This window comes from Streptomyces sp. NPDC060049 (assembly GCF_042736715.1).
Lineage (GTDB): Bacteria > Actinomycetota > Actinomycetes > Streptomycetales > Streptomycetaceae > Streptomyces.
The window spans coordinates 1-24545 of the sequence record NZ_JBHWVV010000014.1 but is presented as its reverse complement, the minus strand read 5'-3'; the positions used below and the strand labels follow the sequence as shown (position 1 = coordinate 24545).

The 24545-nt window shown below is 72.4% G+C and carries 21 protein-coding genes; 12 read left to right on the top strand and 9 right to left on the bottom strand.

What is annotated here, in order from left to right; all coding sequences use genetic code 11:
- Window positions 1–48: 48 nt before the first annotated feature.
- Window positions 49–576, bottom strand: coding sequence for a peptidylprolyl isomerase (locus ACFWBY_RS25005; protein ID WP_385340468.1), 528 nt, complete (start codon window positions 574–576; stop codon window positions 49–51).
- A 174-nt stretch (window positions 577–750) separates the two neighbouring features.
- Between ACFWBY_RS25005 and ACFWBY_RS25000 the strand changes: the two genes are divergently transcribed.
- Window positions 751–1524, top strand: coding sequence for a DUF5324 family protein (locus ACFWBY_RS25000; protein WP_385340437.1), 774 nt, complete (start codon window positions 751–753; stop codon window positions 1522–1524).
- 96 nt (window positions 1525–1620) lie between these two features.
- Here the strand turns inward: ACFWBY_RS25000 and ACFWBY_RS24995 are convergent, their stop codons facing one another.
- The gene (locus tag ACFWBY_RS24995) at window positions 1621–2100 is read right to left on the bottom strand and encodes a LysM peptidoglycan-binding domain-containing protein (RefSeq protein ID WP_385340439.1); all 480 of its coding nucleotides are present in this window, start codon (window positions 2098–2100) and stop codon (window positions 1621–1623) included.
- A gap of 119 nt (window positions 2101–2219) precedes the next feature.
- Entirely contained in the window at window positions 2220–3038 is an 819-nt protein-coding gene (locus ACFWBY_RS24990) for an isocitrate lyase/phosphoenolpyruvate mutase family protein (protein WP_385340441.1), read from the bottom strand.
- 271 nt (window positions 3039–3309) lie between these two features.
- On the opposite strand from ACFWBY_RS24990, the gene ACFWBY_RS24985 reads away from it, so the two are divergent.
- The 9 genes from ACFWBY_RS24985 (at window position 3310) to ispG (ending at window position 14478) form a co-directional block, all read left to right on the top strand.
- The gene (locus ACFWBY_RS24985) at window positions 3310–4260 is read left to right on the top strand and encodes a 4-hydroxy-3-methylbut-2-enyl diphosphate reductase (RefSeq protein ID WP_385340443.1); all 951 of its coding nucleotides are present in this window, start codon (window positions 3310–3312) and stop codon (window positions 4258–4260) included.
- Window positions 4261–4322: 62 nt separating this feature from the next.
- Window positions 4323–5372 (top strand): polyprenyl synthetase family protein, encoded by a 1050-nt coding sequence (locus tag ACFWBY_RS24980; protein ID WP_385340445.1) that lies wholly within the window; start codon window positions 4323–4325, stop codon window positions 5370–5372.
- 25 nt (window positions 5373–5397) lie between these two features.
- Entirely contained in the window at window positions 5398–6435 is a 1038-nt protein-coding gene (locus tag ACFWBY_RS24975; protein ID WP_385340447.1) for a Gfo/Idh/MocA family oxidoreductase, read from the top strand.
- Window positions 6425–7387 carry a sugar phosphate isomerase/epimerase family protein gene (locus ACFWBY_RS24970; RefSeq protein ID WP_385340449.1) on the top strand — a complete coding sequence of 321 codons (963 nt, stop codon included), beginning with the start codon at window positions 6425–6427 and terminating at the stop codon, window positions 7385–7387. Before ACFWBY_RS24975 ends, ACFWBY_RS24970 begins: the two co-directional genes overlap by 11 nt.
- Entirely contained in the window at window positions 7368–8684 is a 1317-nt protein-coding gene (locus ACFWBY_RS24965; RefSeq protein ID WP_385340451.1) for a M20/M25/M40 family metallo-hydrolase, read from the top strand. Before ACFWBY_RS24970 ends, ACFWBY_RS24965 begins: the two co-directional genes overlap by 20 nt.
- A gap of 20 nt (window positions 8685–8704) precedes the next feature.
- Entirely contained in the window at window positions 8705–9838 is a 1134-nt protein-coding gene (locus tag ACFWBY_RS24960; protein ID WP_385340452.1) for an Ldh family oxidoreductase, read from the top strand.
- A complete protein-coding gene (locus tag ACFWBY_RS24955) occupies window positions 9835–10758 on the top strand; it encodes a Gfo/Idh/MocA family protein (RefSeq protein ID WP_385340454.1) in 924 nt (307 codons plus the stop codon). The genes ACFWBY_RS24960 and ACFWBY_RS24955 overlap by 4 nt, the downstream gene beginning before the upstream one ends.
- A gap of 55 nt (window positions 10759–10813) precedes the next feature.
- A complete protein-coding gene (gene dxs / locus ACFWBY_RS24950) occupies window positions 10814–13159 on the top strand; it encodes a 1-deoxy-D-xylulose-5-phosphate synthase (RefSeq protein WP_385340456.1) in 2346 nt (781 codons plus the stop codon).
- A 155-nt stretch (window positions 13160–13314) separates the two neighbouring features.
- Window positions 13315–14478 carry a flavodoxin-dependent (E)-4-hydroxy-3-methylbut-2-enyl-diphosphate synthase gene (gene ispG / locus ACFWBY_RS24945; protein ID WP_214947343.1) on the top strand — a complete coding sequence of 388 codons (1164 nt, stop codon included), beginning with the start codon at window positions 13315–13317 and terminating at the stop codon, window positions 14476–14478.
- Between the two features lie 172 nt (window positions 14479–14650).
- On the opposite strand, the gene ACFWBY_RS24940 is transcribed toward ispG, so the two are convergent.
- Both ACFWBY_RS24940 and ACFWBY_RS24935 read right to left on the bottom strand, forming a co-directional pair.
- On the bottom strand, window positions 14651–16291 hold the full coding sequence (locus ACFWBY_RS24940; RefSeq protein WP_385340458.1) for an AMP-binding protein: 1641 nt from the start codon (window positions 16289–16291) through the stop codon (window positions 14651–14653).
- The gene (locus tag ACFWBY_RS24935) at window positions 16291–18657 is read right to left on the bottom strand and encodes an ATP-binding protein (protein ID WP_385340460.1); all 2367 of its coding nucleotides are present in this window, start codon (window positions 18655–18657) and stop codon (window positions 16291–16293) included. The genes ACFWBY_RS24940 and ACFWBY_RS24935 overlap by 1 nt, the downstream gene beginning before the upstream one ends.
- Window positions 18658–18894: 237 nt before the next feature.
- Here ACFWBY_RS24935 and fdxA point away from each other — a divergent pair, with 237 nt between their 5' ends.
- Together fdxA and dxr are read left to right on the top strand one after the other, a co-directional pair.
- Window positions 18895–19221 carry a ferredoxin gene (gene fdxA / locus ACFWBY_RS24930; RefSeq protein ID WP_385340462.1) on the top strand — a complete coding sequence of 109 codons (327 nt, stop codon included), beginning with the start codon at window positions 18895–18897 and terminating at the stop codon, window positions 19219–19221.
- Window positions 19214–20476, top strand: coding sequence for a 1-deoxy-D-xylulose-5-phosphate reductoisomerase (dxr, locus tag ACFWBY_RS24925; protein WP_385340464.1), 1263 nt, complete (start codon window positions 19214–19216; stop codon window positions 20474–20476). The genes fdxA and dxr overlap by 8 nt, the downstream gene beginning before the upstream one ends.
- Window positions 20477–20583: 107 nt before the next feature.
- On the opposite strand, the gene ACFWBY_RS24920 is transcribed toward dxr, so the two are convergent.
- The 4 genes from ACFWBY_RS24920 to ACFWBY_RS24905 all read right to left on the bottom strand — a co-directional run.
- Entirely contained in the window at window positions 20584–20859 is a 276-nt protein-coding gene (locus ACFWBY_RS24920) for an acyl carrier protein (RefSeq protein WP_385340465.1), read from the bottom strand.
- Window positions 20860–21061: 202 nt separating this feature from the next.
- Complete coding sequence (ahcY, locus tag ACFWBY_RS24915; RefSeq protein WP_385409703.1) at window positions 21062–22510, bottom strand: adenosylhomocysteinase; 1449 nt, start codon at window positions 22508–22510, stop codon at window positions 21062–21064.
- Between the two features lie 32 nt (window positions 22511–22542).
- A complete protein-coding gene (metF, locus tag ACFWBY_RS24910) occupies window positions 22543–23481 on the bottom strand; it encodes a methylenetetrahydrofolate reductase [NAD(P)H] (RefSeq protein ID WP_385345210.1) in 939 nt (312 codons plus the stop codon).
- A 32-nt stretch (window positions 23482–23513) separates the two neighbouring features.
- The coding region (locus ACFWBY_RS24905) for a vitamin B12 dependent-methionine synthase activation domain-containing protein (protein ID WP_385345208.1) at window positions 23514–24545 on the bottom strand (1032 nt) is incomplete at its 5' end.

The window sequence follows — 24545 nt, the reverse complement described above, 5'->3', positions numbered from 1 at the left end:
AGGACGGACGGGCGGGTCCGAAAGGTTCCCGGGCCGGCGGTTCCCGGGCTAGCGGTTCTCGATGACGACGGACTGGATGACCACGTCGTCGAGCGGGCGCTCCGTGCGCGGGTTGGTGGCGGCGGCGGAGATGTCCTTCACGATCGCCTGGCTGGCCTTGTCGGTGATCTCGCCGAAGATGGTGTGCTTGCGCGTCAGCCAGGCGGTGGGGGCGACGGTGATGAAGAACTGCGAGCCGTTGGTGCCGGGGCCGGCGTTGGCCATCGCGAGCAGGTAGGGCTTGGTGAAGGCCAGGTCGGGGTGGAACTCGTCGGCGAACTGGTAGCCGGGGCCGCCCGTGCCGTTGCCGAGCGGGTCGCCGCCCTGGATCATGAAGCCGCTGATGACGCGGTGGAAGACGGTGCCGTCGTAGAGCGGGTCCGTGGTCTTCTGCCCGTCCGTGGGACGCGTCCACTCGCGGGCGCCGGTGGCGAGTTCCACGAAGTTCCGCACGGTCTTCGGAGCGAAGTTCGCCAGCAGCTCGATCTCGATGTCGCCGTGGCTGGTCTTCAGGGTGGCGTAGAGCTTCTCGGCCACGGATCTGCCTTCCATAGTCATCACTGTCGGTCCCAGATCCTCCCACGGAGGGCCGCACCGGACTGAAATCCTCCACCCGTATGCCCTGTCACGCATGCCGCCCGGCGGTACGGCAGGCATGATCCGACAAAGGGTGGAAAGGTGAACTGTGTCCGCCACCGAGGAGGAGGAACCGTGACCCGCAAGGAAAGCGTGCGCCTGGCAGCCGAGAGTGCCAGGGAAAGTTTCCTGCACGCGGCGGAAGTGGTGGCACCGTACGCGGAATCCGCCAAGGATGCCGCGGTGCACTACGCCCAAGAAGCCAATGAACGTCTGACGCCGAAGGTGTCCCACGCGGCCGACGTGGCCGCCCGGCAAGCACGTACGACCTTCGACTGCCACGTCCATCCCCGGCTCAGGGCGGCGCGCACGCACGTGCCGCCGAACGTGGACCGGGCGGCGACGAAGGCGGTGCAGCAGTCCCGCCAAGCGGTGCGCCAGGCAGCCGACTACGCGCAGCCACGACTGGAAAGCGCGCTCGCGGCGGCCCAGCCGGTGGCAGAGGAGGCCGCTTCGCGCTCGACGGCCGCCTTCGCGGCGCTGCGCGGCCAGGTGTCCGCCAAGGACGTGCAGAAGCTGGTGCGGCGACACGAGCGGCGGGCCCGCAGGGGCCGGCTGCTCAAGGGCGCCGCGCTGGTCGCCGTACTGGCCGGCGGGGCCTACGCCGCGTGGAGGTGGTGGGACCAGCAGTCGAACCCGGACTGGCTCGTCGAGCCGCCGGCGGCCACCGAACTGTCCGCGCGCGAGGAGGAGACCCCGGCGAGCTTCGACGACGAGCTGGCGGCGAAGGAGCGCGAGGCGGGAGCCCAGACCGGGGCGCCGACGCCGCCCGCCTCGACGCTCACGGAGGAAGCCGAGGCCGCGGAGGCCCGGATCGACGCGGAGGACGCGAAGCGCAAGCACCGCTGACGCCGGCGCGCGCACGACGCGCAGGGGCCCGGATCCTGGGAAGGATCCGGGCCCCTCTTCGCGCTCCGGCTCGGCCGACGCCCCGCGGGTCGGCCCTCAGTGGGGGAGGACGAGCTGCATGCCCGGCTGGATCATGTCGGGATTGGAGCCGATGACGCCCTTGTTCATGGCGTAGAGCTCACGCCAGCGGCCCTCGTTGCCGAGCTCGCGGCGGGCGATCGCGGAGAGCGAGTCGCCGGAGCGGACGGTGTACGTGCGCTGCATCTTGGGCGGCGGCACGGGGGCCGCGGGGACCGCCTTGTGTGCGGCCGAGGCCGGGGTGGGGGTGTGCGGCGCGGGTCGGGCGAGGGGCGGCGCGGCGGGAGGTGCGGGCGCGGCTTTGGGCGCCGCCGCCGCCATGCGCTCGGAGGCCTCCTTGGTGGCCGCCGCCGAGTCGCTGTACCGGGTGCCGGCGTCGCCGGGCGTCCCGGCCGGGGGCGCGGGGGCGTCCGCGGCGTGCCGCTGCACCTGCTCGGTCGCCTTCCCGGCCGCCTTCTCCTTCTTCTTGTCGGACCTCATGAAGTCGAACAGTCCCATGTGCGTACGCCTCCAGGCATGGTGGTGCCCCCCTGGTCTGAGTGCCGCTTCCCACTCTCTGCCAGAAGGCGTCGGACGGCCGTGTGACTGGACCGTCCGGGGGACCAGCGGGAAGCGGGCTACTTGACGAAGAGCCCGTTGAGCGTCCCGTAGTCGAGCGTGCCGCCGAGCCCGCCGTACGTGCCCCGCGCGAGCACCTCCTCGGCCGCCGCGCGGGCCGCCGAGTACGCCGCCTGCGCCACGGCGGTGCCCACGCTGACGCGGCGCACGCCGGCCGCCGCCAGCTCGGCGACGGACGGACCGCCCGGGCCCGCCAGGGCGTTGACCGGCAGCGGCCCCCGCGCGATCTCGGCCAGGGCCTCCAGGTCCAGCAGGCCCGGTACGAAGAACCCGTCGGCGCCGGCCGCCGCGTACGCCTCGCGGCGCGCCAGCACGTCGGCCAGCCGGCCCGACTCCTCGCCGATCCCGAAGAGGAAGACGTCGGTGCGGGCGTTGACCACCAGCTCCGGCAGCCCGGCTCCGGCGGCGGCCGCACGGGCGGCCCGGATCCGCTCGGACTGCTCCTCGGCGGTGTACAGCGTGCCGTCGGACGCCTTGGAGTCCTCCAGGTTGATGCCGACGCCGCCCAGCGCCACGACCTCGCGCACGGTCCGCGCGACGTCGTCGTAGCCGCCCTCCACGTCCACGCTGACCGGCAGGTCCACGGCCGCCACGATGCGCGCGGCGGCCTCCAGCATCTGCGCGCGCGTCGCGTGCTGGCCGTCCCCGCGGCCGATCCCCCAGGCCACCCCGCCGCTGGTCGTGGCGATCGCCGACGCGCCGGCCGCTTCGATCACGGCCGCGCTGGCCGCGTCCCAGGCGTTGGGCAGGACGAGGACGGACTCGCTCAACTCCCTGAGCCGCAGGGCCTTTTCGGTGGTCTTCGCGTCCACGGTCATCCGAAGTCTCCTCAGTCTTGCCCGGGTTGAAAGAACGTCCGCTCGCTCACTCGCCGAGCACCCTATGGCAGTCGTATGACAAGTCGGCGGGACGACGGGGCCGGTGGGGTGGCAGAGCGGGTCACGCGGAGGGCGGGCGTGGCAGCGAACGGGCGGAAATTCGTCCTCATGGCTCCGGGGACGGGCCCCCGGGCCGATATTCGTTGACTGGTTTCAGCGGTTGTCGGCAGTCTCGAACTCACCGCGACCGACCGAAACGGGAGAACACCAGATGTCAGGAACCAGAGCTCCGAAAAAGGTGATTCTGGCGGAGCCGCGTGGATTCTGCGCCGGTGTGCGCCGCGCGATACAGATCGTAGAGGAGGCCCTGAACAAGTACGGAGCTCCCGTATACGTACGGAAGGAAATCGTCCACAACCACTACGTCGTCCGCTCCCTGGAGCAGCGCGGCGCGATCTTCGTGGACAGCGAGGAGGAAGTGCCGGAGGGCTCGGTCTGCGTCTTCTCCGCCCACGGGGTTTCCCCGGCCGTCCGCACCAACGCCGCGCACCGCGACCTCGACGTCATCGACGCGACCTGCCCGCTGGTCTCGAAGGTGCACCAGGAGGCCATCCGCTACGCACGGGACGGCAAGACGATCCTCCTGATCGGCCACAGCGACCACGAAGAGGTCGAGGGCACCTTCGGAGAGGCCCCCGAGGCTACCGTCATCGTCGAGGACGTCGAAGCGGTGGCCGCGCTGGACCTGCCCTCCGACGCGAACGTGGCCTACCTGTCGCAGACCACGCTCTCGCTGGACGAGACCTCCGGCATCATCGACGCCCTCCACGAGAAGTTCCCCGCGCTGGAGGGCAAGGGCGACATCTGCTACGCCAGCCAGAACCGGCAGAACGCCGTGAAGGCGATCGCCCAGCGCAGCGACCTGGTGCTCGTGGTCGGTTCCGTCAACTCCAGCAACTCGATCCGGATGGTCGAGGTGGCCCGGGACCTGGGGACCGCCGCCCACCTGGTGCCCGAGGTGGGCGACCTGCGCACCGAGTGGCTGGAGGGGGTCTCCTCCGTCGGTGTGAGTGCCGGGGCGAGCGCGCCCGAGATCCTGATCGACCAGCTCCTGGAGCGGCTGGCCTCGCTCGGTTACGTCGATCTCGAACTCGAGCAGACCGCCGTCGAGAACGTGGTCTTCAGCCTTCCGGCAAGTCTGTCCGGGGCATCGGCTCGGTGATCTATCCCGAAATCTTCACACGGTTTCGCGCACATTCCGATTTCATCTCAGAGAAGGCTGCCATGACGACCGTCGTTACCGATATTCAGCAACTCCGAGCCGGATTGCTCGACCAGGTGGAGCAGCGGCTCGAGCAGTTCGTCGAGCACCAGCGCGCGTACTGGTACGGCATCAACCCCCGGGCCGCCCAGCCGGTCGACGCGATCTCCTCGCTGGTCTCCAGCGGCGGCAAGCGACTTCGCCCCGTGTTCGCCCTCAGCGGCTTCCTGGCCGCCGGCGGCAACCCGTCCGACGCGGTCGCCATCGACGCCTCGGCGGCCCTGGAACTGCTCCAGGCGTTCGCACTGATCCACGACGACGTCGTGGACAACTCCTCGCTGCGCCGCGGCGCACCCACCGTCCACCGGCTCCACGAGGCCGAGCACCAGATCAACGGCTGGCAGGGCGAGTCCCGCCGCTTCGGCGAGGGCGTCGCGGTCCTCGCCGGCGACCTGGCCCTGATCTACGCCGACCAGCTCACCAGCCGCTTCCCCGCCCCGGCCCGTGCCGTGTGGGACGAACTGCGCGCCGAGATGGTCATCGGCCAGCACCTCGACGTGGCGGTCGCCGCGGAGGGCGTGGTCGACCCCTCGCTCTCCCGCTGGATCGCGGTGTGCAAGTCGGGCCGCTACACCATCCACCGCCCGCTGGTCCTGGGCGCCACCCTGGCCGGACGCCCCGACCTGGCCTCGGCGTTCGAGACGTACGGGCTCGCCCTGGGCGAGGCCTTCCAGCTCCGCGACGACCTGATCGACGCCTTCGGCACCACCGAGGACGCCGGCAAGCCGACGGGCCTGGACTTCGCCGAGCACAAGATGACGCTGCTGCTGGCGCTGGCCGCCGAGCAGGACCAGCGGGTGCGTTCGCTCCTGGACCGCAAGGACGGCGCCCCGTGGGACGTCGACCTCCTGCGCAAGGTCCTGGAGGAGACCGGGGTCCGCGCCACCGTGGAACGCACCATCGCCGGACTCGTCGACAAGGCCTGCGCGTCGATCTCCCGGTCCGGGCTGGACCAGTCCTGGTGCGAGGAGTTCTCGCGGCTGGCTACCAGGGTCGCCTACCGAAGCCACTGACCTCGAGCGCCAACGGGAGTGAATCATGCCCAGAACACTGATCGTAGGCTTCGGCCGGGCCGGTCACGGGCTCCATTGGACCGTCCTGGAGCGGCTGCGCCGCACCGAGCGCGGCGCCGCCCTCATATCCGGCCTCCCGCCCGTGGTCTACGACTTCAACCCGCACACCCCGCAGCTGGGCGCCCCCGAAGTGATCTCCGTACCGGAGCTCGCCAAAGCCGCCGAGATCCTCGATCCCAAGGACACCGTCGTCCACCTGTGCACGCCGCCCACGCACCGGCTGGAGCCGTTGCGGGAGCTGGCGGAGCTGGGGTTCGACCGGATCCTGGTGGAGAAGCCGCTCGTGGCCGACACCGAGGAACTGGCGGCCATCGACGAACTGCGCGCGGGCCACGACCTGAAGGTCATGGTGGTGGCGCACTGGCTGCAGAGCGCCCTGACCACCCGGCTGCGCTCCCTCGTGCAGAGCGGCAAGCTCGGCGCGCTGGAGACCATCTTCGTCGCGCAGCGCAAGCCGCGCCTGGTGCGCACGCTCCAGACGGAGGGCCACCCGACGGCCTTCGACGTGGAACTGCCGCACTCGGTGGGCGTGGCCCTGAGCCTGGCCGGCGCGGGCCGTACGGCCGGGGCCGAGCTGCACGACATGCACGTCGGCGACACGGTGGTCCCCGAGATGGGGGCGGCCCGGCTGCTGCTGAGCCACGACGGCGGCGTCCAGACGGAGATCTTCTCCGATCTGGCCTCGCCGATCCGGGAACGGGTGATCCGCCTCGGGTTCAGCGACGGCTGGGCCGTGGGGCACTACCCGATCAGCGAGAGCGACGACTACGCGCACCTGAACACCTCCGCCGACGGGAAGAGCGTCCGCTCGCTCTTCCGCGACGACTCCCTGGCACGGTTCCTGCTGCACGCGTACGAGCAGTTCACGACGGACGCGGACCTGGAAGCGGACTTCCGGCTCAACGCCCGGGTGACGACCGTGCTCGCGGAAGCCAAGGAACTCGCCCGGATCGCCCGGCTCGAGGAATCGCTCCAAGAAGAGGCACTGCCCCATGCTTCCTGACCTTCGGACCGGGTACGCCCGGCACCCGCCGAGGGGTGAGGCCGCCCCCGGGATCCTCTACGCGGGGATCGGCGACGAGGCCGGACGCACCTTGGAACAGCAGGTGCGCGCGGTCTCCGGACTGGGCTGGCAGCTGATCGAGATGCGCAGCGTGGGCGGGGTCGCGATCGCGGACCTGGACGACGCGGCCTTCGGCGACTGCCTGCGGGCGCTGGACGAGGCGGGCCTCGGCACGGCCTGCGTGGACTCGCGGATCGCGGACTGGTCGCGGCCCATCAGCCAGGGCATCGAGCAGGACCTGGCCGAGCTGAACCGGCTCGCCGAGCGGTGCGCCGCCCTCGGCACCCGCTACGTGCGGGTCATGTCCTACCCCAACGACGGGTGGGACGAGGCCGACTGGGGCGCCGAGGTGATCCGCCGCATGCGGCTGCTGGCCGCCCGGGCGAACGCCTCGGGCCTGGTCCTGCTGCACGAGAACTGTGCGGGCTGGGCCGGTCGCAGCGCCGACCGGATGCTGCGGCTGCTGGAGGAGGTGGACTCTCCCGCGCTGCGGCTGCTGTTCGACACCGGCAACGGGGCGGCGTACGAGTACGAGGCCTACGGGGTGCTGGAGCGGCTGATGAGCCAGTACCCCGAGGCGGTCGCCCACGTCCACGTGAAGGACGCGGTCGGCATCGGCGCGAAGGCGGCGTACACGCTGCCCGGGCAGGGCGAGAGCCAGGTGGCCCGGTGCCTGCGGCTGCTGCTGGAGAACGGCTACACCGGCGCCTGGTCGATCGAACCGCATCTGGCGCTGCGGCCGCACGAGAGCCGCACCGAACTGGGCGAGGACGGACCGGACCTGTTCGTGGAGTACGGACGGCACCTGGAACACCTGGTCGCCACCGAGATCGTGGCATCGGCCACTGACGAGACGAGAGAGGAGTACGTACGTGCCGGCATCCACGACTGAGCTGCTGCGGACCGCGCCGCTCACCGCCGGGGACGACGAACTGCTGCTGCGGCTGCTGTCCCTGCCGACCGCCGGTCCGCTGGAGACCGGGGCGGGCGGCGAGGTCCGGCTGTGGGAGGCACAGCGGGCCTACGCCGAGGCGGCGCGGGAGCTGGGCTTCACCGTCGAGTGGCACGGCACCGCCGACGCGGACCAGCTGGCCGACGAGCAGGTCCCGGCGGTGGTGCGGTGGGCGGTGCGGGACGACGAGGAGTTCCTGTCCTCGCAGCCCAGCCTGGTGCTGCGGCTCGGTCCGCGGCTGCCGCACTCACGGACCGTGATGTTCAACATCCACGTGGACACGGTCGCCGGGGTGCAGCCGGTGTCGCTGGCGGACGGCCGCTTCCACGGCCGCGGCGCCATCGACGCCAAGGGTCCCGCGGTCGCCCTGCTGGCCGGGATCCGGGCGGCGCTCGCCGCCGAGCCCGCCATCGGCCGCGACACCGGCGTCCTGATCCAGCTGGTGTCCGGCGAAGAGGGCGGCGCCATGGGGGTCTACGGCACCCGGCCGCTGATCGAGCGCGGGTACACCGGCCGGCTGAACATCTTCTGCGAACCGACGGGCCGGCGGCTGCTGACCCGCTCCACGGCCGCGATGACGGCCCGGGTGCGGGTCGCGGGCGACGACTCCATCGACGACGCCCCGGCCGCCGGGCACAACGCGACGGTCCTGCTGGGACACATCGCGGGACACCTGGCCGACGCCCTGCCGCAGTACGCGAACAGCGGCCAGGTGTGCGTGGCCGGCCTGCAGACCGGACCGCTGCACAACAAGGTCTACGGGACGGGCCAGTTGCTGCTGAACCTCTCCTACGGCTCCGGCGCCGACGGTGTGGCGCTGGAGGAGGCGACGCGCCGGGAGCTGCGCCTGGCACTGGCCGGCTTCCGCCACCGCTACGCCGGAAGCGAGCTGATCGCCCGGACCGCCGCGGACGCCGAGGAGATCACCAGCCTGGACTGGCTCAAGCGGGGCCTGCCCGCCCTCGACGCGTCCGACGCGTGGGCGCAGCGGCTGCTGACCGAGGGGGCTGAACTGGCCTCCTGGCCGGCCGACGAGGCCGCCTTCACCTGCGACGCCATCTGGGCCGACGGGCTGCCGGACAGCTTCACGGCCGTGTTCGGGCCCGGCGACCTGCAGCGCAACAACGCCCACGCGGAGGGCGAGTTCGCCGACCGCGAGGAACTCGAACTGTTCGCCGGGGACATCGCCCGGCTGCTGATCGCCTTCGCCACCAACGACCCGACGTCGACGACGTGATGAGCAACCAGAGGAACCACATGACCACCGCCGCACCCACCGCCGAGCGGTCCCGCACCGTACGGCTCGACCACAAGGAGCTCGTCGGCTTCACCGCCGAGGTGTTCACCGCCCGGGGCCTGGCCGCCGACCGCGCCCTGTCCGCCGCCGAGGCGCTGGTGTACGGGGACCTGACGGGGGTCAGCTCCCACGGCCTGGCGAACCTGACCCGGCAGTACCTGCCCCTCTTCGACGAGGGCCGCGCCGACCCGGGGGCCGATCTGGAGATCGTCGCCGACCGGGGCGCGGCGGTCCTGGTGGACTCGCACCGGGCGCTCGGCCTGTGGTCTGCGGGCGCGGCGATGGACCTGGCCGCCGAGCGGGCCCGGGCCCACGGGATCGGCCTGGTCTCCCTGTACAACGGAACCCACTTCGGGTGCGCCGGGTACTTCACGGGCAAGTTGGCCCAGCGGGGCCAGATCGGCCTGCTGGCCGGCAACTGCGGCGGACAGCGCATCATCCGCCCGCCGGGCGGCGCCGCCGCGATGCTCGGCACCAACCCGTTCAGCCTGGCCGTCCCGGCCGGCGGACACCCCCCGTACGTACTGGACATGAGCACCACCGTGGTGCCCACGGGCCGGGTGCGGGCCGCGGAGCGGGCCGGACAGCGGATCCCCGAGGGCTGGCTCGCCGACGACGCCGGCACGCCGGTGACCGACCCCGGCGCCTTCGACCGGGGCGAGGCCCATTTGCAGTGGCTGGGCGGACGCCCGGAGACCGGCTCCTACAAGGGGTACGGGCTGAGCCTGCTCGTGGAGACGCTGGCGGCGCTGCTGCCCGGCGCGAACCTCGGCCCGACCGGGGAGCTCGGCGGGGCACGCCCCAACGGCCGCGACGACAACATCGGCTTCCTCGCGCTGGCGATCGCGCCCGGCACCCTGCGCCCCGAGGGCGAGTTCCTGGCGCAGGCCGACGACCTCTTCGCCTCCCTGCTGGGCTCCCCCGCGATCGACCCGGCCCGGCCGGTGAGCTACCCCGGCTGGCCCGAGGACCGGCACGCCCGCGAGGCACGCGAAAACGGCGTACCGCTAGCCGCCGCCCTGCACGGCGAGCTGCTGGAGGTCGCAGAGCAGTACTCCCTCGTCCCGCCCGCTCCCCTTGGAGGAGAACGATGAGCAAGATCCGTATCGGCATCGTGGGGCTGGGAGTGATCTCCCGCTTCTACCTGGAGGCGCTGGAGAACCTCCCGGGCCTGGAACTGGCCGCCGTGTGCGACCTCAACGAAGAGGTGCTGGCCCCCTTCGAGGGGAAGATCCCCACCTACCGCGACCACCGCGAACTGCTGGCCGGCACGGAACTCGACGCGGTCGTCGTCAACGTGCCCAACGACGTGCACTTCGCGGTCGTACGGGACGCGCTGAGCGCCGGGCGCTCGGTCTGCGTCGAGAAGCCCCTAGCGATCACCGTGGAGGAGGGCCGGACCCTGCGGGCCCTGGCCTCCGTCCACAAGGTGGCGCTGTTCACCGCGTACCACCGCCGCTACAACACCAACGTCCTCGCGCTGCGGGACGGCCTGCCGGGCGACGTGCCCGTCGAGAAGCTGACGGTGCGCTACTGGGAGAAGATCGAGGAGCACGTCGGCCGCGACCAGTGGTACCTGAACCCGGAGCGGTGCGGCGGCGGCGCGGTCGCCGACAACGGCCCCAACGCCATCGACGTGGTGCACCTGCTCCTCGGTGAGGTCTCGCTGGCCGGCGCGGACGTCACCCGTGACGAGAACGGCGTGGACCAGCAGGCCGTGATCCGGCTGACCTCGGCCGACGGCACCGAGGCCGTCGTGGACCTCGACTGGGCCTACGGCCACGGAGAGCTCAAGGACGTCGAGGTCGTGCTCGGCGACGGGCGCCGGTTCGCCGCCGACATGCTGGGCGGCTACCCCGGCTTCAAGAGCTCGCTGGGCCACGAGTACGTCGGGGTCCTGGAGGAGTTCACCGAGGTGCTGCGCGGCGAGCGCGCCACCTGGCCGGACGGCCTGGCCACCCTCGAACTCGTCCACCAGGTGTACGAGGCCGAACGCACGGCCGCCGTCCACTGATCACAGCCTTCCCGTACGCATCGATCCAGCACAGCACCCAGGGAGTTGAACTGTCATGGCACACCCGGAGAACGGTCGGAAGAAGAGCGTCAACGGCGTCGTCGTCAAGGTGCTCAAGCACCGCCGTGACGACCGCGGCATGGTCCTGGAGCCGTACACCAGCCGATGCGTGCGGGAAGGTGAGATCCACGAGCTGGTGACCACGGACCAGGCCACCACCCAGCCCGGCGGCACCGTCGACCGGGTGGCCTTCCTCGGCTTCGTCGAGCTCACCAACGGCGGCGTCCTCGACCGTGGCGACGAGGTCTGGTCCGGTGACCAGCGCGTCGGCACCGTCCTCGGCTACGACGCCTGCCACTTCCCCAACCACTACAACGTCCTGATCTCCACCGACACGCCGAAGACCGGCCCGGAGATCGGCCTGGAGCCCTCCACGGAGATCCGCTTCGTGCCGGCCGAGGGCCACCGGGACCGCGCCGAGGGCGTGGGCCGGCTGCTGCGGGCCGTGCGCACCCCGCAGGACCTGCGCTCGATGGACCACGAGCAGCTGAACCAGCTCGCGGCCGAGATCCGCGAGACGCTGGTGGAGAAGGTCTCCAAGACCGGCGGCCACCTCGGCCCCAACCTCGGTGTCGTCGAGCTGACGATCGCCCTGCACCGGGTGTTCCGCTCCCCGCACGACTCGATCGTCTGGGACACCGGCCACCAGACCTACGTCCACAAGATGCTGACGGGCCGCGCGGACCAGTTCGACGAGCTGCGCCAGGCCGGCGGCCTCTCGGGCTACCCCTCGCGGACCGAGTCCGTGCACGACCTGGTGGAGAACTCCCACGCCACGACCGCCCTGTCCTACGCGGACGGCCTGGCCAAGGCGTACAAGCTGAAGGGGCAGAAGGACCGCTTCGCGGTCGCGGTCATCGGTGACGGCGCCATGACCGGCGGCATGTGCTGGGAGGCCATCAACAACATCGCGGCCGACAAGGACCTTCCGGTCGTCATCGTCGTCAACGACAACGGCCGCTCCTACGCGCCGACCATCGGCGGCCTGGCCGAGCAGCTGACGAAGCTGCGCACCTCGCACAAGTACGGCCGGGTGCTGGAGTGGGGCAAGCTGGTCGCCAAGGCCCCCGTCCTCGGCAGCGGGCTCTACGACGTCCTGCACGGTGCGAAGAAGGGCCTCAAGGACACCGTCGCCCCGCAGAACCTCTTCGACGGGCTCGGCCTGAAGTACATAGGCCCGGTCGACGGCCACGACACGGTGGCGCTGGAGAAGGCCCTGACGCGGGCCCGTCACTTCGGCGGCCCCGTCCTCGTCCACGTCATCACCACCAAGGGCAACGGATACGCCCCGGCGGAGAACCACGAGCTCGACCGGTTCCACGCCACGGCCGCCTTCGACATCCCCACCGGCCGTGCGAAGGCCCCGGCGACCCCGGCCCCGCGCAGCTGGACCTCGGTGTTCAGCGAGGAGATCGTCAAGGCGGGCCACCGCCGCGAGGACCTGGTGGCGATCACGGCGGCGATGCTGGAGCCGACGGGGCTGCGGGGCTTCTCGCTGGCGTTCCCGGAGCGCACCTTCGACGTCGGCATCGCCGAGCAGCACGCGGTGACCTCGGCGGCCGGCCTGGCCATGGGCGGCATGCACCCGGTGGTGGCCATGTACGCCACCTTCCTGAACCGCGCCTTCGACCAGGCGCTGATGGACGTCGCCCTGCACAAGCAGCCGGTGACCTTCGTCCTGGACCGGGCCGGGGTGACGGGCGACGACGGCGCCAGCCACAACGGGATGTGGGACCTGTCGATCCTGAACGTGGTGCCGGGCATGCGGATCGCCGCCCCCCGCGACGGCCGCCGCCTCGGCGAGCTGTTCCAGGAGGCCATCGAGGTCAGCGACGGGCCGACCGCGGTGCGCTTCCCCAAGGGCCCGGTGCAGAGCGACATCGACGCCGTCGACACGGTGGGCGGCCTGGACGTCCTGCACCGCGGTGAGAGCGAGGACGTCCTCCTCGTCGCCGTCGGCAGCATGGCGCAGACCTGCCTGGACGCGGCCTCCCTCCTGGAGGCGGACGGCATCGGCTGCACCGTGGTCGACCCCCGCTGGATCAAGCCGGTCGACCCGGCCCTGATCCCGCTGGCGGCGCGGCACCGCCTGGTGGCGACCGTCGAGGACAACGGGCTGACCGGCGGCGCCGGTTCGGCGGTGGCGATGGCCCTGCGCGCCGCGGGCGTGGACACCCCCACCCGCGAGTTCGGCATCGCGCAGGAGTTCCTCGACCACGCCAAGCGCGCCGACATCCTCAAGGCGCTCGGCCTGACGCCGGGCGACATCGCCCTCAAGCTCTCCGGGGCCCTGCAGCGGCAGGAGCCCGCCGCCGCGCGGCCGGCCGCGCAGCTGGTCTGACCGGCGCGCGCGGCTGCCTGACGCCGCGGCTCACTCGCGGGCACAGCGGTTCTCGAGCTCCGCGGTCCTGAATCTCCGCAGTACACGGCCGTATCCGGCCGCACCCCACCCGTCCGTACCCACTCGTCCGAAGTCTCCCGAAGGGATCCACCCCCATGACCGTCCTGCTCGGTTCGCCCACCCTGCCGCCCAAGTCCGTCGCCCCGCGCCGCCACACCCGCCAGATCATGGTCGGCAACGTCGCCGTGGGCGGTGGCGCCCCCGTCTCGGTCCAGTCCATGACGACGACGCTCACCTCGGACGTGAACGCCACGCTCCAGCAGATCGCCCAGCTCACCACCGCCGGCTGCCAGATGGTGCGCGTGGCCGTGCCCTCGCAGGACGACGCCGAGGCCCTGCCGGAGATCGCCCGCAAGTCGAAGATCCCCGTGATCGCCGACATCCACTTCCAGCCGAAGTACGTGTTCGCCGCGATCGACGCCGGCTGCGCGGCGGTCCGCGTCAACCCAGGCAACATCATCCAGTTCGACGACAAGGTCAAGGAGATCGCCCGGGCCGCCTCGGGCGCCGGCGTCCCCATCCGGATCGGCGTCAACGCCGGCTCCCTCGACAAGCGGCTGCTCAAGAAGTACGGCAAGGCCACCCCCGAGGCGCTGGTCGAGTCGGCCCTGTGGGAGTGCTCGCTGTTCGAGGAGCACGGCTTCCAGGACATCAAGATCTCCGTCAAGCACAACGACCCGGTCGTCATGATCGAGGCCTACCGGCAGCTGGCCGCCCAGTGCGACTACCCGCTGCACCTCGGCGTCACCGAGGCGGGCCCGGCCTTCCAGGGCACCATCAAGTCGGCGGTCGCCTTCGGCGCGCTGCTCGGCGAGGGCATCGGCGACACGATCCGGGTCTCGCTCTCCACTCCCCCGGTGGAGGAGATCAAGGTCGGGCTGCAGATCCTCGAGGCCCTGAACCTGAAGAAGCGCGGCCTCGAGATCGTCTCCTGCCCCGGCTGCGGACGCGCCCAGGTGGACGTCTGGAAGCTGGCGGACCAGGTCACGGCCGGACTGGAAGGCCTGGACGCCCCGCTGCGGGTCGCCGTCATGGGCTGCGTCGTCAACGGTCCGGGTGAGGCCCGCGAGGCCGACCTCGGCGTCGCCTCCGGCAACGGCAAGGGCCAGATCTTCGTGAAGGGCGAGGTCATCAAGACCGTCCCCGAGGCGAAGATCGTGGAGACCCTCATCGAGGAGGCGCTCAAGCTGGTCGAGGCCATGCCGGCCGAGGAGCGGTCCTCCCGGGCCGGCGACGCGCCCAGCGTGAAGGTGCTGTGACGGCAGGCCCCCGCGGCGCGGCGCCGCGGCCCGGCGGCCGTCCCCCGGTGTGCCGGGGCCACCCCGCCCCGTCCCCGCGCGCACCACCAGGCAGCGGCCCCGCCCTTCACGTCGAAGGGCGGGGCCGCTGTACGCCGTGGCGCGCCGGGCAGGCGGGCGGGTCGCTGGGAGGTCAGTCCGGGGACGGGCCCGCGGCCAGGGCCGCGCGGCGGGTGAGCATCGCGCGCAGGCGGCGGCGGTCCAGTGCGCCGGACCCGGCGCGGGGCAGGGCGCCCACCAGTTCCAGCCGGGCGGGCAGATGGGCCTCGGCGGTGCCCAGGCCCAGCAGGTGCTCGCAGACCTCCGGGAGGCTCGGCGGATCCCCGTCCGGTACCACCACCGCGCAGGCCAGCTCCCCGTGCAGGGGGTCCACGTAGGCGAGTACGGCGGCCTCCGCGATCCGGGGGTGGGCCGGCAGCCGCTCCTCGATCTCGTTCACGGGCATCAGGAAGACCCCGCCGACCTCTTCGGGAGCCGGGGCGCCGGTGGTCGCGGCCCCGCCGGTGGTACCGGCTTCGGCCCCGCCGGTGGTACCGGCTTCGGCCCCGCCGGTGTGCTCCCAGGTCAGCCTGAGCCCGCCGGCCCCGCGCTGCCACCGGGCCAGCCGGGTCGCGGGCCCGGGCGGCGCCTGCTCCAGGTCCTGCCCGGGAATCCTCTCCCCGCCCGCCGTCAGCGGCACCCGCCAGCTCTCGCGCATCTCCCGGACCAGGGCGTCGGAGGTGCCGGCCGCGTCGCAGGACAGCGCCCTGCGCAGGGTGCTCAGGTCCCGGGGCTTCTCCGCCTGCGCGGCCAGCAGTTCCGACCACTGGGCGGGGGTGGCGAAGGCCAGTCCGGCCCCGGTGCGGGCCAGCAGGTCCAGGGCGGTGTCCGGGTCCCACACGTCCTGCAGCACGGCGGTGCCGCCGTGCGAGAGGGGGCCGAGCACCGAGTGGAGCAGGGAGGGCAGCACCGCGAGCGGCAGCGCCGAGAAGCTCGCCTCGCCGGGGTGCGGGGCGCCGGGGCCCTCCAGCCCGGCGTGCAGGGAGTTGGGGGTGTGCATGTCCATGGTGTGCGTCTCGCGCAGACCCACGGAGTTGACGTTCAGGCAGATCCGGTCGGCGAGGTCGGCGGGCATCGGCAGCCGGCCGGTGCGGTGGTAGCGCTCGTGGGGGGTGCGGACGAAGTGCCGGGTGAAGTCGAGGGCGCCGGTGCTCGCGGCGTCGCCGAGCACGATGCGGTGGCGCAGCCAGGGCAGCGAGGACGCCAGGTCGGCGAGGGTCTCGGCGGGCGAGGCGCCCTCCCACAGGTCGGGCACCACGCACAGCCGGGGCTGGGCGGCCGTCAGTACGGCTTCAAGGTCCTGTGTGCCGTAGCCGGGCATCACCGGCACCGCCACGGCGCCGGTCCGCAGGCAGGCCAGGAACAGGGCGCAGCTCTCCCACCAGTTGGGCAGCTGGAAGGCGACGGGGTCGCCGGGCCGGATGCCGAGGGCGGCCAGCGCGTGCGCGAACCGGTCGACGAGCGCGACGAGCTGTCCGTAGGAGATCCGGGCGATCCGGGTCCCGGCGGGCCGGTGCGCGCGGTGCGCGGTGATCGCCGTGCGGTGCGGGTGGGCGGCGCCCGCCCGGTACAGGTCGTGCAGGACGGTGGCACGGCGCCAGCGGCCCTCGCGGACGAACGCCTCGGCGAGTGCGGCCGGGGGGCGTACGGCGGCCAGCAGGTCGGCGAGCGGGACGCCGCCGTCGGCGGTGTCCCGCGGCACGGTGCGGGCTCCGGGCTGCCGCGGTGCGGCCATCAGTTCCTCCTGCCGACGGCCCAGGCCACCTGTACGCGCGAGTTGCAGCCCAGCTTGCGCATGACGTGCCGGACGTGGTTGACGACGGTCCACTCGGCGATGCCCAGCCGGCCGGCGATCTGCCGGTTGGTGAGCCCCTCGGCGACCAGCAGGGCCACCTGGAGCTGCCGGGGGGTCAGGACGGCGGCCTCGCCGCGGTCCTCCGCGCGGCCGGGTCCCACGGCGGCCAGCGCCTCGCCGGCCATGGACCGCGGGCGCAGCCGCAGGCCTTCGACCCAGGCGGTGGCGAAGACGGTCCATCCGAGCTGGCGGCGCAGCCCGGTGACGGCCTCCTGCACCCGGTTCCAGTGGTCGTCGGGGACCTTGGCGCCGGTACGCCGGCGCAGCGCTTCCGCGGCGGCGAAGAGCCGGGTGGCCCGCTGGGGCTGTCCGGCCGAGCTCTGGATGAGCAGGGCGAACTCCTCCAGCGCCGCGGGCAGTTCGGTGCGCTCGTCGATGGAGTCGAAGAGCCGCAGGCTTTCGCGCAGCGCGCTCTGCGCGGCGTCCTCGTCGCCCTCGCGAAGCGCGGACCGGGCGACGGCGAGCAGGGTGCGGGCCAGGTCGCGGACCTCCCCGCTCTGCCGGTGGATGCGTACGGCCCGGTCGAGGAGCGCGCGCACCTCCTCGGCGGGTCCGGCGGCGAGGGCTTCGGCGAGGCCGGTGGCGGCCTCGGCCGAGCCGGCGGTGTCGCCCTGCGCCTCCAGGCCGGCGCGGGCCGCGGACAGCAGGGACTGGCCCACGGCCCGGTCCCCGCAGTGGTAGTAGGCCAGGCCCATGCGGGCGGAGGCGCGCGCGCCCTGGCGGGGGTCGCGCAGCTGCTTGTAGAGGGCGACGGCGCGGCGGTGGCGGTGCGAGGCGCCGTCGTGGTCGCCGAGTGCGGCGGCGAGGCAGCCGGCCCCGTCGTGGAGGCGGGCGCGCATCCGCAGCAGCTCCTCGTCCAAAGGACCGTCCGCTCCGGCGTGGTGACCGGTGGCGCCCGCCGGGGCGCCCTGCGCGTTCTGTTCCTCCTGGAGGGCCTGGGCGGTGGTGTCGAACCAGCGCAGCCCCTCCTTGAGTTCCCCCCGCACCAGCCAGGGGCGCAGGCTGGCGGCGACGAGCGCCGCCCGGCCCCGCAGGTCGCCCTCCTCCTGGAGGTGGGCGAGGGCGGCCAGGACGTTCTCGTGCTCGGCGGCGGCGGTCCGCAGCCAGCGGACCTGCTCGGACCCGCTGAACCGGCCGTCGAGGGTGTGCAGGAGCCCCCGGTAGTGGCGGGCGTGGGCCTGCCGCGCGGACCGCTCTTCGCCGGATTCGGCGAGGAGCGCGAGCCCGTAGGTGCGGATGGTGCGCGACATCGTCAACCGGCTCTCGGCGCGCGGGTGTTCGGTCATGGAGAGCAGGTTGCGGTCGAGGAGCGCCTCGATGGCCTCGGCGGTCTCGCCGGGCGCCAGCGGGGTGACCTTCTCGGCGGTGGCGAGGGTGGCGCCCCGTTCGAAGACGGAGAGGTACCCGAGCAGGGTGCGCTGCTGGTCGCTCAGGCCCCGGCAGCTCCACTCGGCCATGGCCAGGACGGAGCGCTGGCGGGCGGGCGCGTCGACGGGCCCGGACAGATGGCTGTCGCCGCCGCGGACGAGCCAGGCGTGCAGTTCCCGCAGGGGGAACAGCCGCAGCCGCCAGGCGGCCAGCTCCAGTACCAGCGGGACGCCTTCGAGCAGGTTGCAGATGGCCACGACGGCTTCGACGTTCTCGGCGGTGAGCGTGAACTCGGGGTTCACCTCGTGGGCGCGCCGGGTGAAGAGCTGGACGGCCGGGTTGTCCTGGACGTCGGCGACTTCGGGCTCCAGGAGCGGCCCGGGCGGCGGCAGGGGCGCCACGGGGACCACGCGCTCCCCGTAGATGCGCAGCGCCTGCTGCCCGGTGGCCAGTACGGTCAACGAGGCGTGTGCGGAGAGGTGTTGGGCGACGGCGGGTGCGAGCCGGCCGGTCAGGTGCTCGGTCCCGTCGAGGATCAGCAGGAACCGCCCGGGGGCCGTGCCGTCGCCGGAACGGGCCTGGGCCGGGGCGACCGCGGCCGCGGCAGCACCTGCGGCGACGGCTCCGGCGACGGCCTCGAGGGCGGCGTCCGGCGACGCGCAGGCGGGCAGGTCCACGGAGCGGATGCCGCCGGGGAACTCCCCCGCGAGAGCGCGGGCCGCCTCGGCGGCCAGTCTGCTCTTGCCCGTGCCGGCGGGGCCGGTGAGCGTGGCGAGCCGGATCGCCGGGTCTTGGAGTCTTCCTTGGATTCCCATCAGATCGAGTTCCCTGCCCACCAGTTCGGCGGACAGCGGAGACGTCCCGAGATCGTTTGACATTTTCCCCCCATGTCCTTGATGCCCGGTGTACACGGGGGACGAAAGGAGTCCCGCCATGAGGCTCCGGAAGCTAGTCAGCGGGCCTTAAGGGGCTCTGAAGGCGGGCCGGGAGCGGGAGGGCGGGCCGAGAACGCCTTTAGCCCGTCACAAGCCCCGCTGGTTCGAATACGGGGCGAGCTGGACAGCTCGCGCCGGCAACGACACCTGGACCGTTTCCGCCACCCCGAGGAGCCACCCGTGACGTACGTCATCGCTCAGCCTTGCGTCGACGTGAAGGACAAGGCCTGCATCGACGAATGCCCTGTGGACTGCATCTACGAGGGCCCGCGCATGCTGTACATCCAGCCCGACGAATGCGTCGACTGCGGGGCCTGCGAGCCGGTCTGCCCCGTCGAGGCGATCTTCTTCGAGGACGACGTGCCGCAGGAGTGGACCGCGTTCGGCCCCGCGAACATCGAGATCTTCGAGACCGTCGGTTCCCCGGGCGGCGCGAGCAACGCGGACCCGCTGCCGGCCGATCACCCGTACGTGGCCGCCCTCCCCCTGGCCGCGGCCCATGTCTGAGCCCGCGCCACTGACCGCACCCCGGACCGCTCCCCTGACCGCACCGCTCGCCGATCCGCGCGTGGCCCAGCCGGTCGCCTCCGGCCCCCGCAGCGTGGTCATCCTCGGCTCGACCGGCTCGATCGGTACGCAGGCCGTCGACGTGATCCGCCGCTCGCCCGGCCGGTTCCGCGTGCTCGGCCTCGCAGCGGGCGGCGGCCGCCCGGACCTGCTCGCCGAGCAGGCCCTCTCGCTCGGCGTGGAGTACGTGGCGGTGTCGGACGCCGACGCCCTGCCCGCCCTGCGCGGGCTGCTCTCGGCCGGGGCCGCGGGCCGCGCGCTGCCGAAGCTGCTGGGCGGGCCCGACGCGGCCACCGAGCTGGCGGCCATGGAGTGCGACGTGGTGCTCAACGGCATCACCGGGTCCATCGGCCTGGCCCCCACGCTGGCCGCGCTCGAAGCCGGGACCGTGCTCGCGCTGGCCAACAAGGAGTCCCTGGTCGCGGGTGGTCCCCTGGTGAAGCGGCTGGCCCGGCCGGGGCAGATCGTGCCCGTCGACTCCGAGCACTCGGCGCTGTACCAGTGCCTGACCGGCGGCCGCGACACGGACGTCCGCCGCCTGGTCCTGACCGCGAGCGGCGGGCCGTTCCGCGGCCGCGTCCGGGCCGATCTGGAGAACGTGACCCCGCAGCAGGCGCTCGCCCACCCGACGTGGGACATGGGCCCGATGGTGTCGGTGAACTCGGCGACGCTGATGAACAAGGGCCTCGAGGTCATCGAGGCCCATCTGCTCTTCGACATCCCCTTCGACCGGATCGACGTGGTGGTCCATCCCCAGTCGGTGGTGCACTCCATGGTCGAGTTCACGGACGGTTCGACGCTGGCGCAGGTCAGCCCGCCGGACATGCGGATCCCCATCGCCCTGGGGCTGGGCTGGCCGGACCGGGTGCCGGACGCCGCCCCCGGCTGCGACTGGACCGCGGCGACGGCCTGGACCTTCTTCCCGCTGGACCACGAGGCCTTCCCCGCCGTCGGGCTCGCGCAGCACGCGGGCCGCGCGGGCGGTGTGGCTCCCGCCGTCTTCAACGCCGCCAACGAGGAGTGCGTGGGTGCCTTCCTCGCCGGCCGGCTGCCCTTCACGGGCATCGTGAGCACCGTGCAGCAGGTGGTGGACGAGCAGCTGGACCACGCTCCGAGCGCCGCCGGGCTCACCCTGTCCGACGTCCTCGAAGCGGAGAAGCGGGCCCGGGTCCGCGCGCGGGAGCTGGCCGGCTGAATCCGAGCCGCCCGCGGCACGAAGAATCCCCCGTCCGGCGGTGCCGGGCGGGGGATTTTCCGTACGGAAGTCCCGGAGAGCGCGCGGACCAGGGGCCGCGGGGCCGGTCAGCGGTCGGCGGGCGCCGCCGGCGCGGACAGGTGCGCGACCAGTTCGTCGATCGTCGGGTGGTCGTGGACCAGGGTCGAGGAGACGATCAGGCCCCGCTCGTCCTCCAGGTCTCCGCACAGGCTCAGGGCGCCGACGGAGTCCATGCCGTAGGCGGCGAGGGGGGTACGGGGGTCGAGGCCGGTGGCGGGCCGGCCGAGGAGCAGCGCAAGGCGTTCGGTCAGCCAGCCGCGCAGCTCTCCTGCCACCGGCGGCGGGTTTCCGGGGGTGGTCATGGCTGGTCCTCCTGTCCGCAAGGTCGTCGCGGCCCGTGGGCCGCCGCCTCAGGATCGTCTCCGTGCCCGCTAAAGGCACGGCTGGGGATGGGCTCGGGGTACGGCGGGTGCGGCGGGTGCGGGAGCACGGCCGCGGCAGCCCCCTGCCGGGAGCTGCCGCGGCCGTCGTCGTCGCGTGCCGGGGCTCGGGGCCCGCCGTACGTCAGTAGCGGTAGTGGTCCGGCTTGTACGGGCCTTCGGCGTTGACGCCGATGTACGCGGCCTGCTCGGGGCGCAGGGCCGTCAGCTTCACGCCGAGGGCGTCGAGGTGCAGGCGGGCCACCTTCTCGTCGAGGTGCTTGGGCAGGACGTGGACGCCGACCGGGTACTCCTCGGGCTTGGTGAACAGTTCGACCTGGGCGATCGTCTGGTTCGCGAAGGAGTTCGACATCACGAAGGACGGGTGGCCGGTGGCGTTGCCGAGGTTCATCAGACGGCCCTCGGAGAGCACGATGACCACCTTGCCGTCGGGGAACGTCCAGGTGTGGACCTGCGGCTTGACCTCGTCCTTGACGATGCCCTCGATCTTGGCGAGGCCCGCCATGTCGATCTCGTTGTCGAAGTGGCCGATGTTGCCCACGATCGCCTGGTGCTTCATCTTGGCCATGTCCGAGGCCATGATGATGTCCTTGTTGCCCGTGGTCGTGATGAAGATGTCCGCGATCTCGACCACGTCGTCGAGGGTGGCGACCTGGTAGCCGTCCATCGCGGCCTGCAGCGCGCAGATCGGGTCGATCTCGGTGACGATCACGCGCGCGCCCTGGCCGCGCAGCGACTCCGCGGAGCCCTTGCCGACGTCGCCGTAACCGCAGACGACCGCTACCTTGCCGCCGATCAGGACGTCGGTGGCGCGGTTGATGCCGTCGATCAGCGAGTGGCGGCAGCCGTACTTGTTGTCGAACTTCGACTTCGTGACGGAGTCGTTCACATTGATCGCGGGGAACAACAGGCGCCCGTTCGCGGCGAGTTCGTACAGGCGGTGGACGCCGGTGGTGGTCTCCTCCGTCACGCCGCGGATCTCACCGGCCGTGTCGGTCCACTTCGACGGGTTGGCCTTGAGCGTGCGCCCGAGCAGTTCGAGGATGAGCGCGAACTCGTCGTTCTCGGCGGTCGAGGGGTCGGGGACCTCGCCGGCCTTCTCGAACTCGACGCCCATGTGGAGCAGGAGCGTGGCGTCGCCGCCGTCGTCCAGGATCATGTTCGGGCCCAGCTGCCCCGGCCAGGTCAGCACCTGCTCGGTGCACCACCAGTACTCCTCCAGCGTCTCGCCCTTCCAGGCGAAGACGGGGACGCCCCGCGGGTCCTCGGGAGTACCGTCCGGGCCGACCGCGACGGCGGCGGCCGCGTGGTCCTGGGTGGAGAAGATGTTGCAGGAGGCCCAGCGGACGTCCGCGCCCAGGGCGACGAGCGTCTCGATCAGGACGGCCGTCTGCACGGTCATGTGGAGCGAACCGGTGATCCGGGCGCCGGCCAGCGGCTGTGTGGCGGCGTACTCCTCGCGCAGCGACATCAGGCCGGGCATCTCGTGCTCGGCCAGGGTGATCTCCTTGCGGCCGAAGGCGGCGAGGGAGAGGTCGGCGACCTTGAAGTCGGCCACCTGCGTGCTGGTCATTCGAATTCCTCCGTGCGGGGTGATGGTCAGGGTCAGGCGACCGCTGCGCGGGCCGACAGTCGGGCCCGGGCCGGTCCCAGGTTCTGGTGGATCTCCAGGGCGGCCGTGGAACGGTTGAGGGTGATGTAGTGCAGGCCGGGAGCGCCCTCGGCGAGGAGCCGCTCGGCCATGTCGGTCGCGTGCTCGACACCGATGCGGTGTCCTTCGGCGCGGTCGTCGCGGGCGGCTTCCAGACGCAGTGCCAGGGCGTCCGGGAAGGAGGCGTTGCTCAGCTCGGCGAACCGGCGGATCTGGCGGACGTCGGTGGCGGGCATGATCTCCGGGATGATCGGGATGTCGCAGCCGGCCGCCGCGACCCGGTCGCGCAGCCGCAGGTAGTCCTCGACCTGGAAGAACATCTGCGTGATGGCGTAGTCGGCACCGGCCCGGCACTTGGCCACGAAGTGGCGGATGTCTTCCTCCCAGTCGGCCGAGCGCGGGTGTCGTTCGGGGAAGGCGGCGACGCCCACGCCGAACCTGCCCACCTCCTTGACCAGGGACACGAGCTCATGGGCGTGGTCGAGCCCCTGCGGGTGCGGGGTCCAGGGGCCGTTCGGGTCGCCGGGCGGATCCCCGCGCAGGGCGAGGACGTCGTGGATCCCGGCGTCGGCGTACTGGCCCATGATCTGGCGCAGTTCCGCCACCGAGTGCCCGACCGCCGTCAGATGCGCGACGGCGCGCAGGGTCGTCTGGGTGGCGATCTTGTGGGTGGTCGCGATGGTCCTGGTGCGGGAGGATCCGCCGGCCCCGTAGGTGACGGAGACGAAGGTCGGGGCGACCGCCTCGACCCGGCGGATCGCGTGCCACAGGCGGCGCTCTCCGGCCTCGTCCTTCGCGGGGAAGAACTCGAAGGAGAACGAGCGCTCGCCGTCGGCGGGAAGCAGGGCCGGGCGGCGTCGGCCGCGCTCGGCGGCGAGCTGCGTACCTGACATGGAGGTTCCTTCCGGACGTACGGGTGCGCTCGTCAGCGTGCGTTGAAGTACTTGGCTTCGGGGTGGTGGATGACGATGGCGTCGGTGGACTGCTCCGGGTGGAGCTGGAACTCCTCGGAGAGGTGGACGCCGATCCGCTCGGGCTGGAGGAGGTCGGCGATCTTGGCGCGGTCCTCCAGGTCGGGGCAGGCGCCGTAGCCGAGGGAGAAGCGGGCGCCGCGGTACTTGAGGTCGAACATGTCCTCGACCGTGGCCGGGTCCTCGCCGCCGAAGCCCAGCTCGGCGCGGACGCGGGCGTGCCAGTACTCGGCCATGGCCTCGGCCAGCTGCACGGACAGGCCGTGCAGCTCCATGTACTCCCGGTACGCGTCGGCCGCGAAGAGGCGGGCGGTCTCCTCGCCGATCTTCGAGCCGACGGTGACGACCTGGAGGCCGACGACGTCGGTCTCCCCCGATTCCTCGGGGCGGAAGAAGTCGGCCAGGCAGAGCCGTCGGCCGCGGCGCTGGCGCGGGAAGGTGAAGCGGGTCCGCTCGGACCCCGCTTCGTCGAGGACGATCAGGTCGTCGCCCTTGGAGACGCAGGGGAAGTACCCGTAGACCACGGCCGCCTCGAGCAGGTTCTCCGTCTGGAGGCGGTCGAGCAGCCCGCGCAGCCGGGGCCGGCCCTCGGATTCCACGAGCTCCTCGTACGAGGGTCCGCCGCGGGCCTGCTTCAGCCCCCACTGCCCCTTGAACAGGGCGCCCTCGTCCAGCCAGGACGCGTAGTCCTTGAGCGGGATGCCCTTGACCACCCTGGTGCCCCAGAACGGCGGAGTCGGGACCGGGTTGTCGCTGCGGACGTCCGAGCGGACCGATCCCTCGTCCTCGGGACGCTCCTCGACCAGCAGGGCTCCGGCGGCGGGCTGCTGCCGGACCCGGCGCTGTTTGAGCGGGGGCAGGCTCGCTCCCGGGACTCCGCGTTTGACTCCCATGAGGGCGTCCATGAGGCGCAGGCCTTCGAAGGCGTCGCGGGCGTAGCGGACTTCGCCCTCGTAGATCTCGTGGAGGTCTTGTTCGACGTAGGC

Coding starts and splice junctions, on each gene's coding strand:
- ACFWBY_RS24985 (WP_385340443.1), top strand. CDS start 3,310: ATGTCAGGAACCAGAGCTCCGAAAAAGGTGATTCTGGCGGAGCCGCGT.
- ACFWBY_RS24970 (WP_385340449.1), top strand. CDS start 6,425: ATGCTTCCTGACCTTCGGACCGGGTACGCCCGGCACCCGCCGAGGGGT.
- ACFWBY_RS24955 (WP_385340454.1), top strand. CDS start 9,835: ATGAGCAAGATCCGTATCGGCATCGTGGGGCTGGGAGTGATCTCCCGC.
- metF (WP_385345210.1), bottom strand. CDS start 23,481: ATGTCAGGTACGCAGCTCGCCGCCGAGCGCGGCCGACGCCGCCCGGCC.
- ACFWBY_RS24935 (WP_385340460.1), bottom strand. CDS start 18,657: ATGTCAAACGATCTCGGGACGTCTCCGCTGTCCGCCGAACTGGTGGGC.
- ACFWBY_RS24960 (WP_385340452.1), top strand. CDS start 8,705: ATGACCACCGCCGCACCCACCGCCGAGCGGTCCCGCACCGTACGGCTC.
- ispG (WP_214947343.1), top strand. CDS start 13,315: ATGACCGTCCTGCTCGGTTCGCCCACCCTGCCGCCCAAGTCCGTCGCC.
- ACFWBY_RS24995 (WP_385340439.1), bottom strand. CDS start 2,100: ATGGGACTGTTCGACTTCATGAGGTCCGACAAGAAGAAGGAGAAGGCG.
- ACFWBY_RS24940 (WP_385340458.1), bottom strand. CDS start 16,291: ATGGCCGCACCGCGGCAGCCCGGAGCCCGCACCGTGCCGCGGGACACC.
- ACFWBY_RS24980 (WP_385340445.1), top strand. CDS start 4,323: ATGACGACCGTCGTTACCGATATTCAGCAACTCCGAGCCGGATTGCTC.
- ACFWBY_RS24920 (WP_385340465.1), bottom strand. CDS start 20,859: ATGACCACCCCCGGAAACCCGCCGCCGGTGGCAGGAGAGCTGCGCGGC.
- dxs (WP_385340456.1), top strand. CDS start 10,814: ATGGCACACCCGGAGAACGGTCGGAAGAAGAGCGTCAACGGCGTCGTC.
- ACFWBY_RS24990 (WP_385340441.1), bottom strand. CDS start 3,038: ATGACCGTGGACGCGAAGACCACCGAAAAGGCCCTGCGGCTCAGGGAG.
- ACFWBY_RS24975 (WP_385340447.1), top strand. CDS start 5,398: ATGCCCAGAACACTGATCGTAGGCTTCGGCCGGGCCGGTCACGGGCTC.
- dxr (WP_385340464.1), top strand. CDS start 19,214: ATGTCTGAGCCCGCGCCACTGACCGCACCCCGGACCGCTCCCCTGACC.
- ahcY (WP_385409703.1), bottom strand. CDS start 22,510: ATGACCAGCACGCAGGTGGCCGACTTCAAGGTCGCCGACCTCTCCCTC.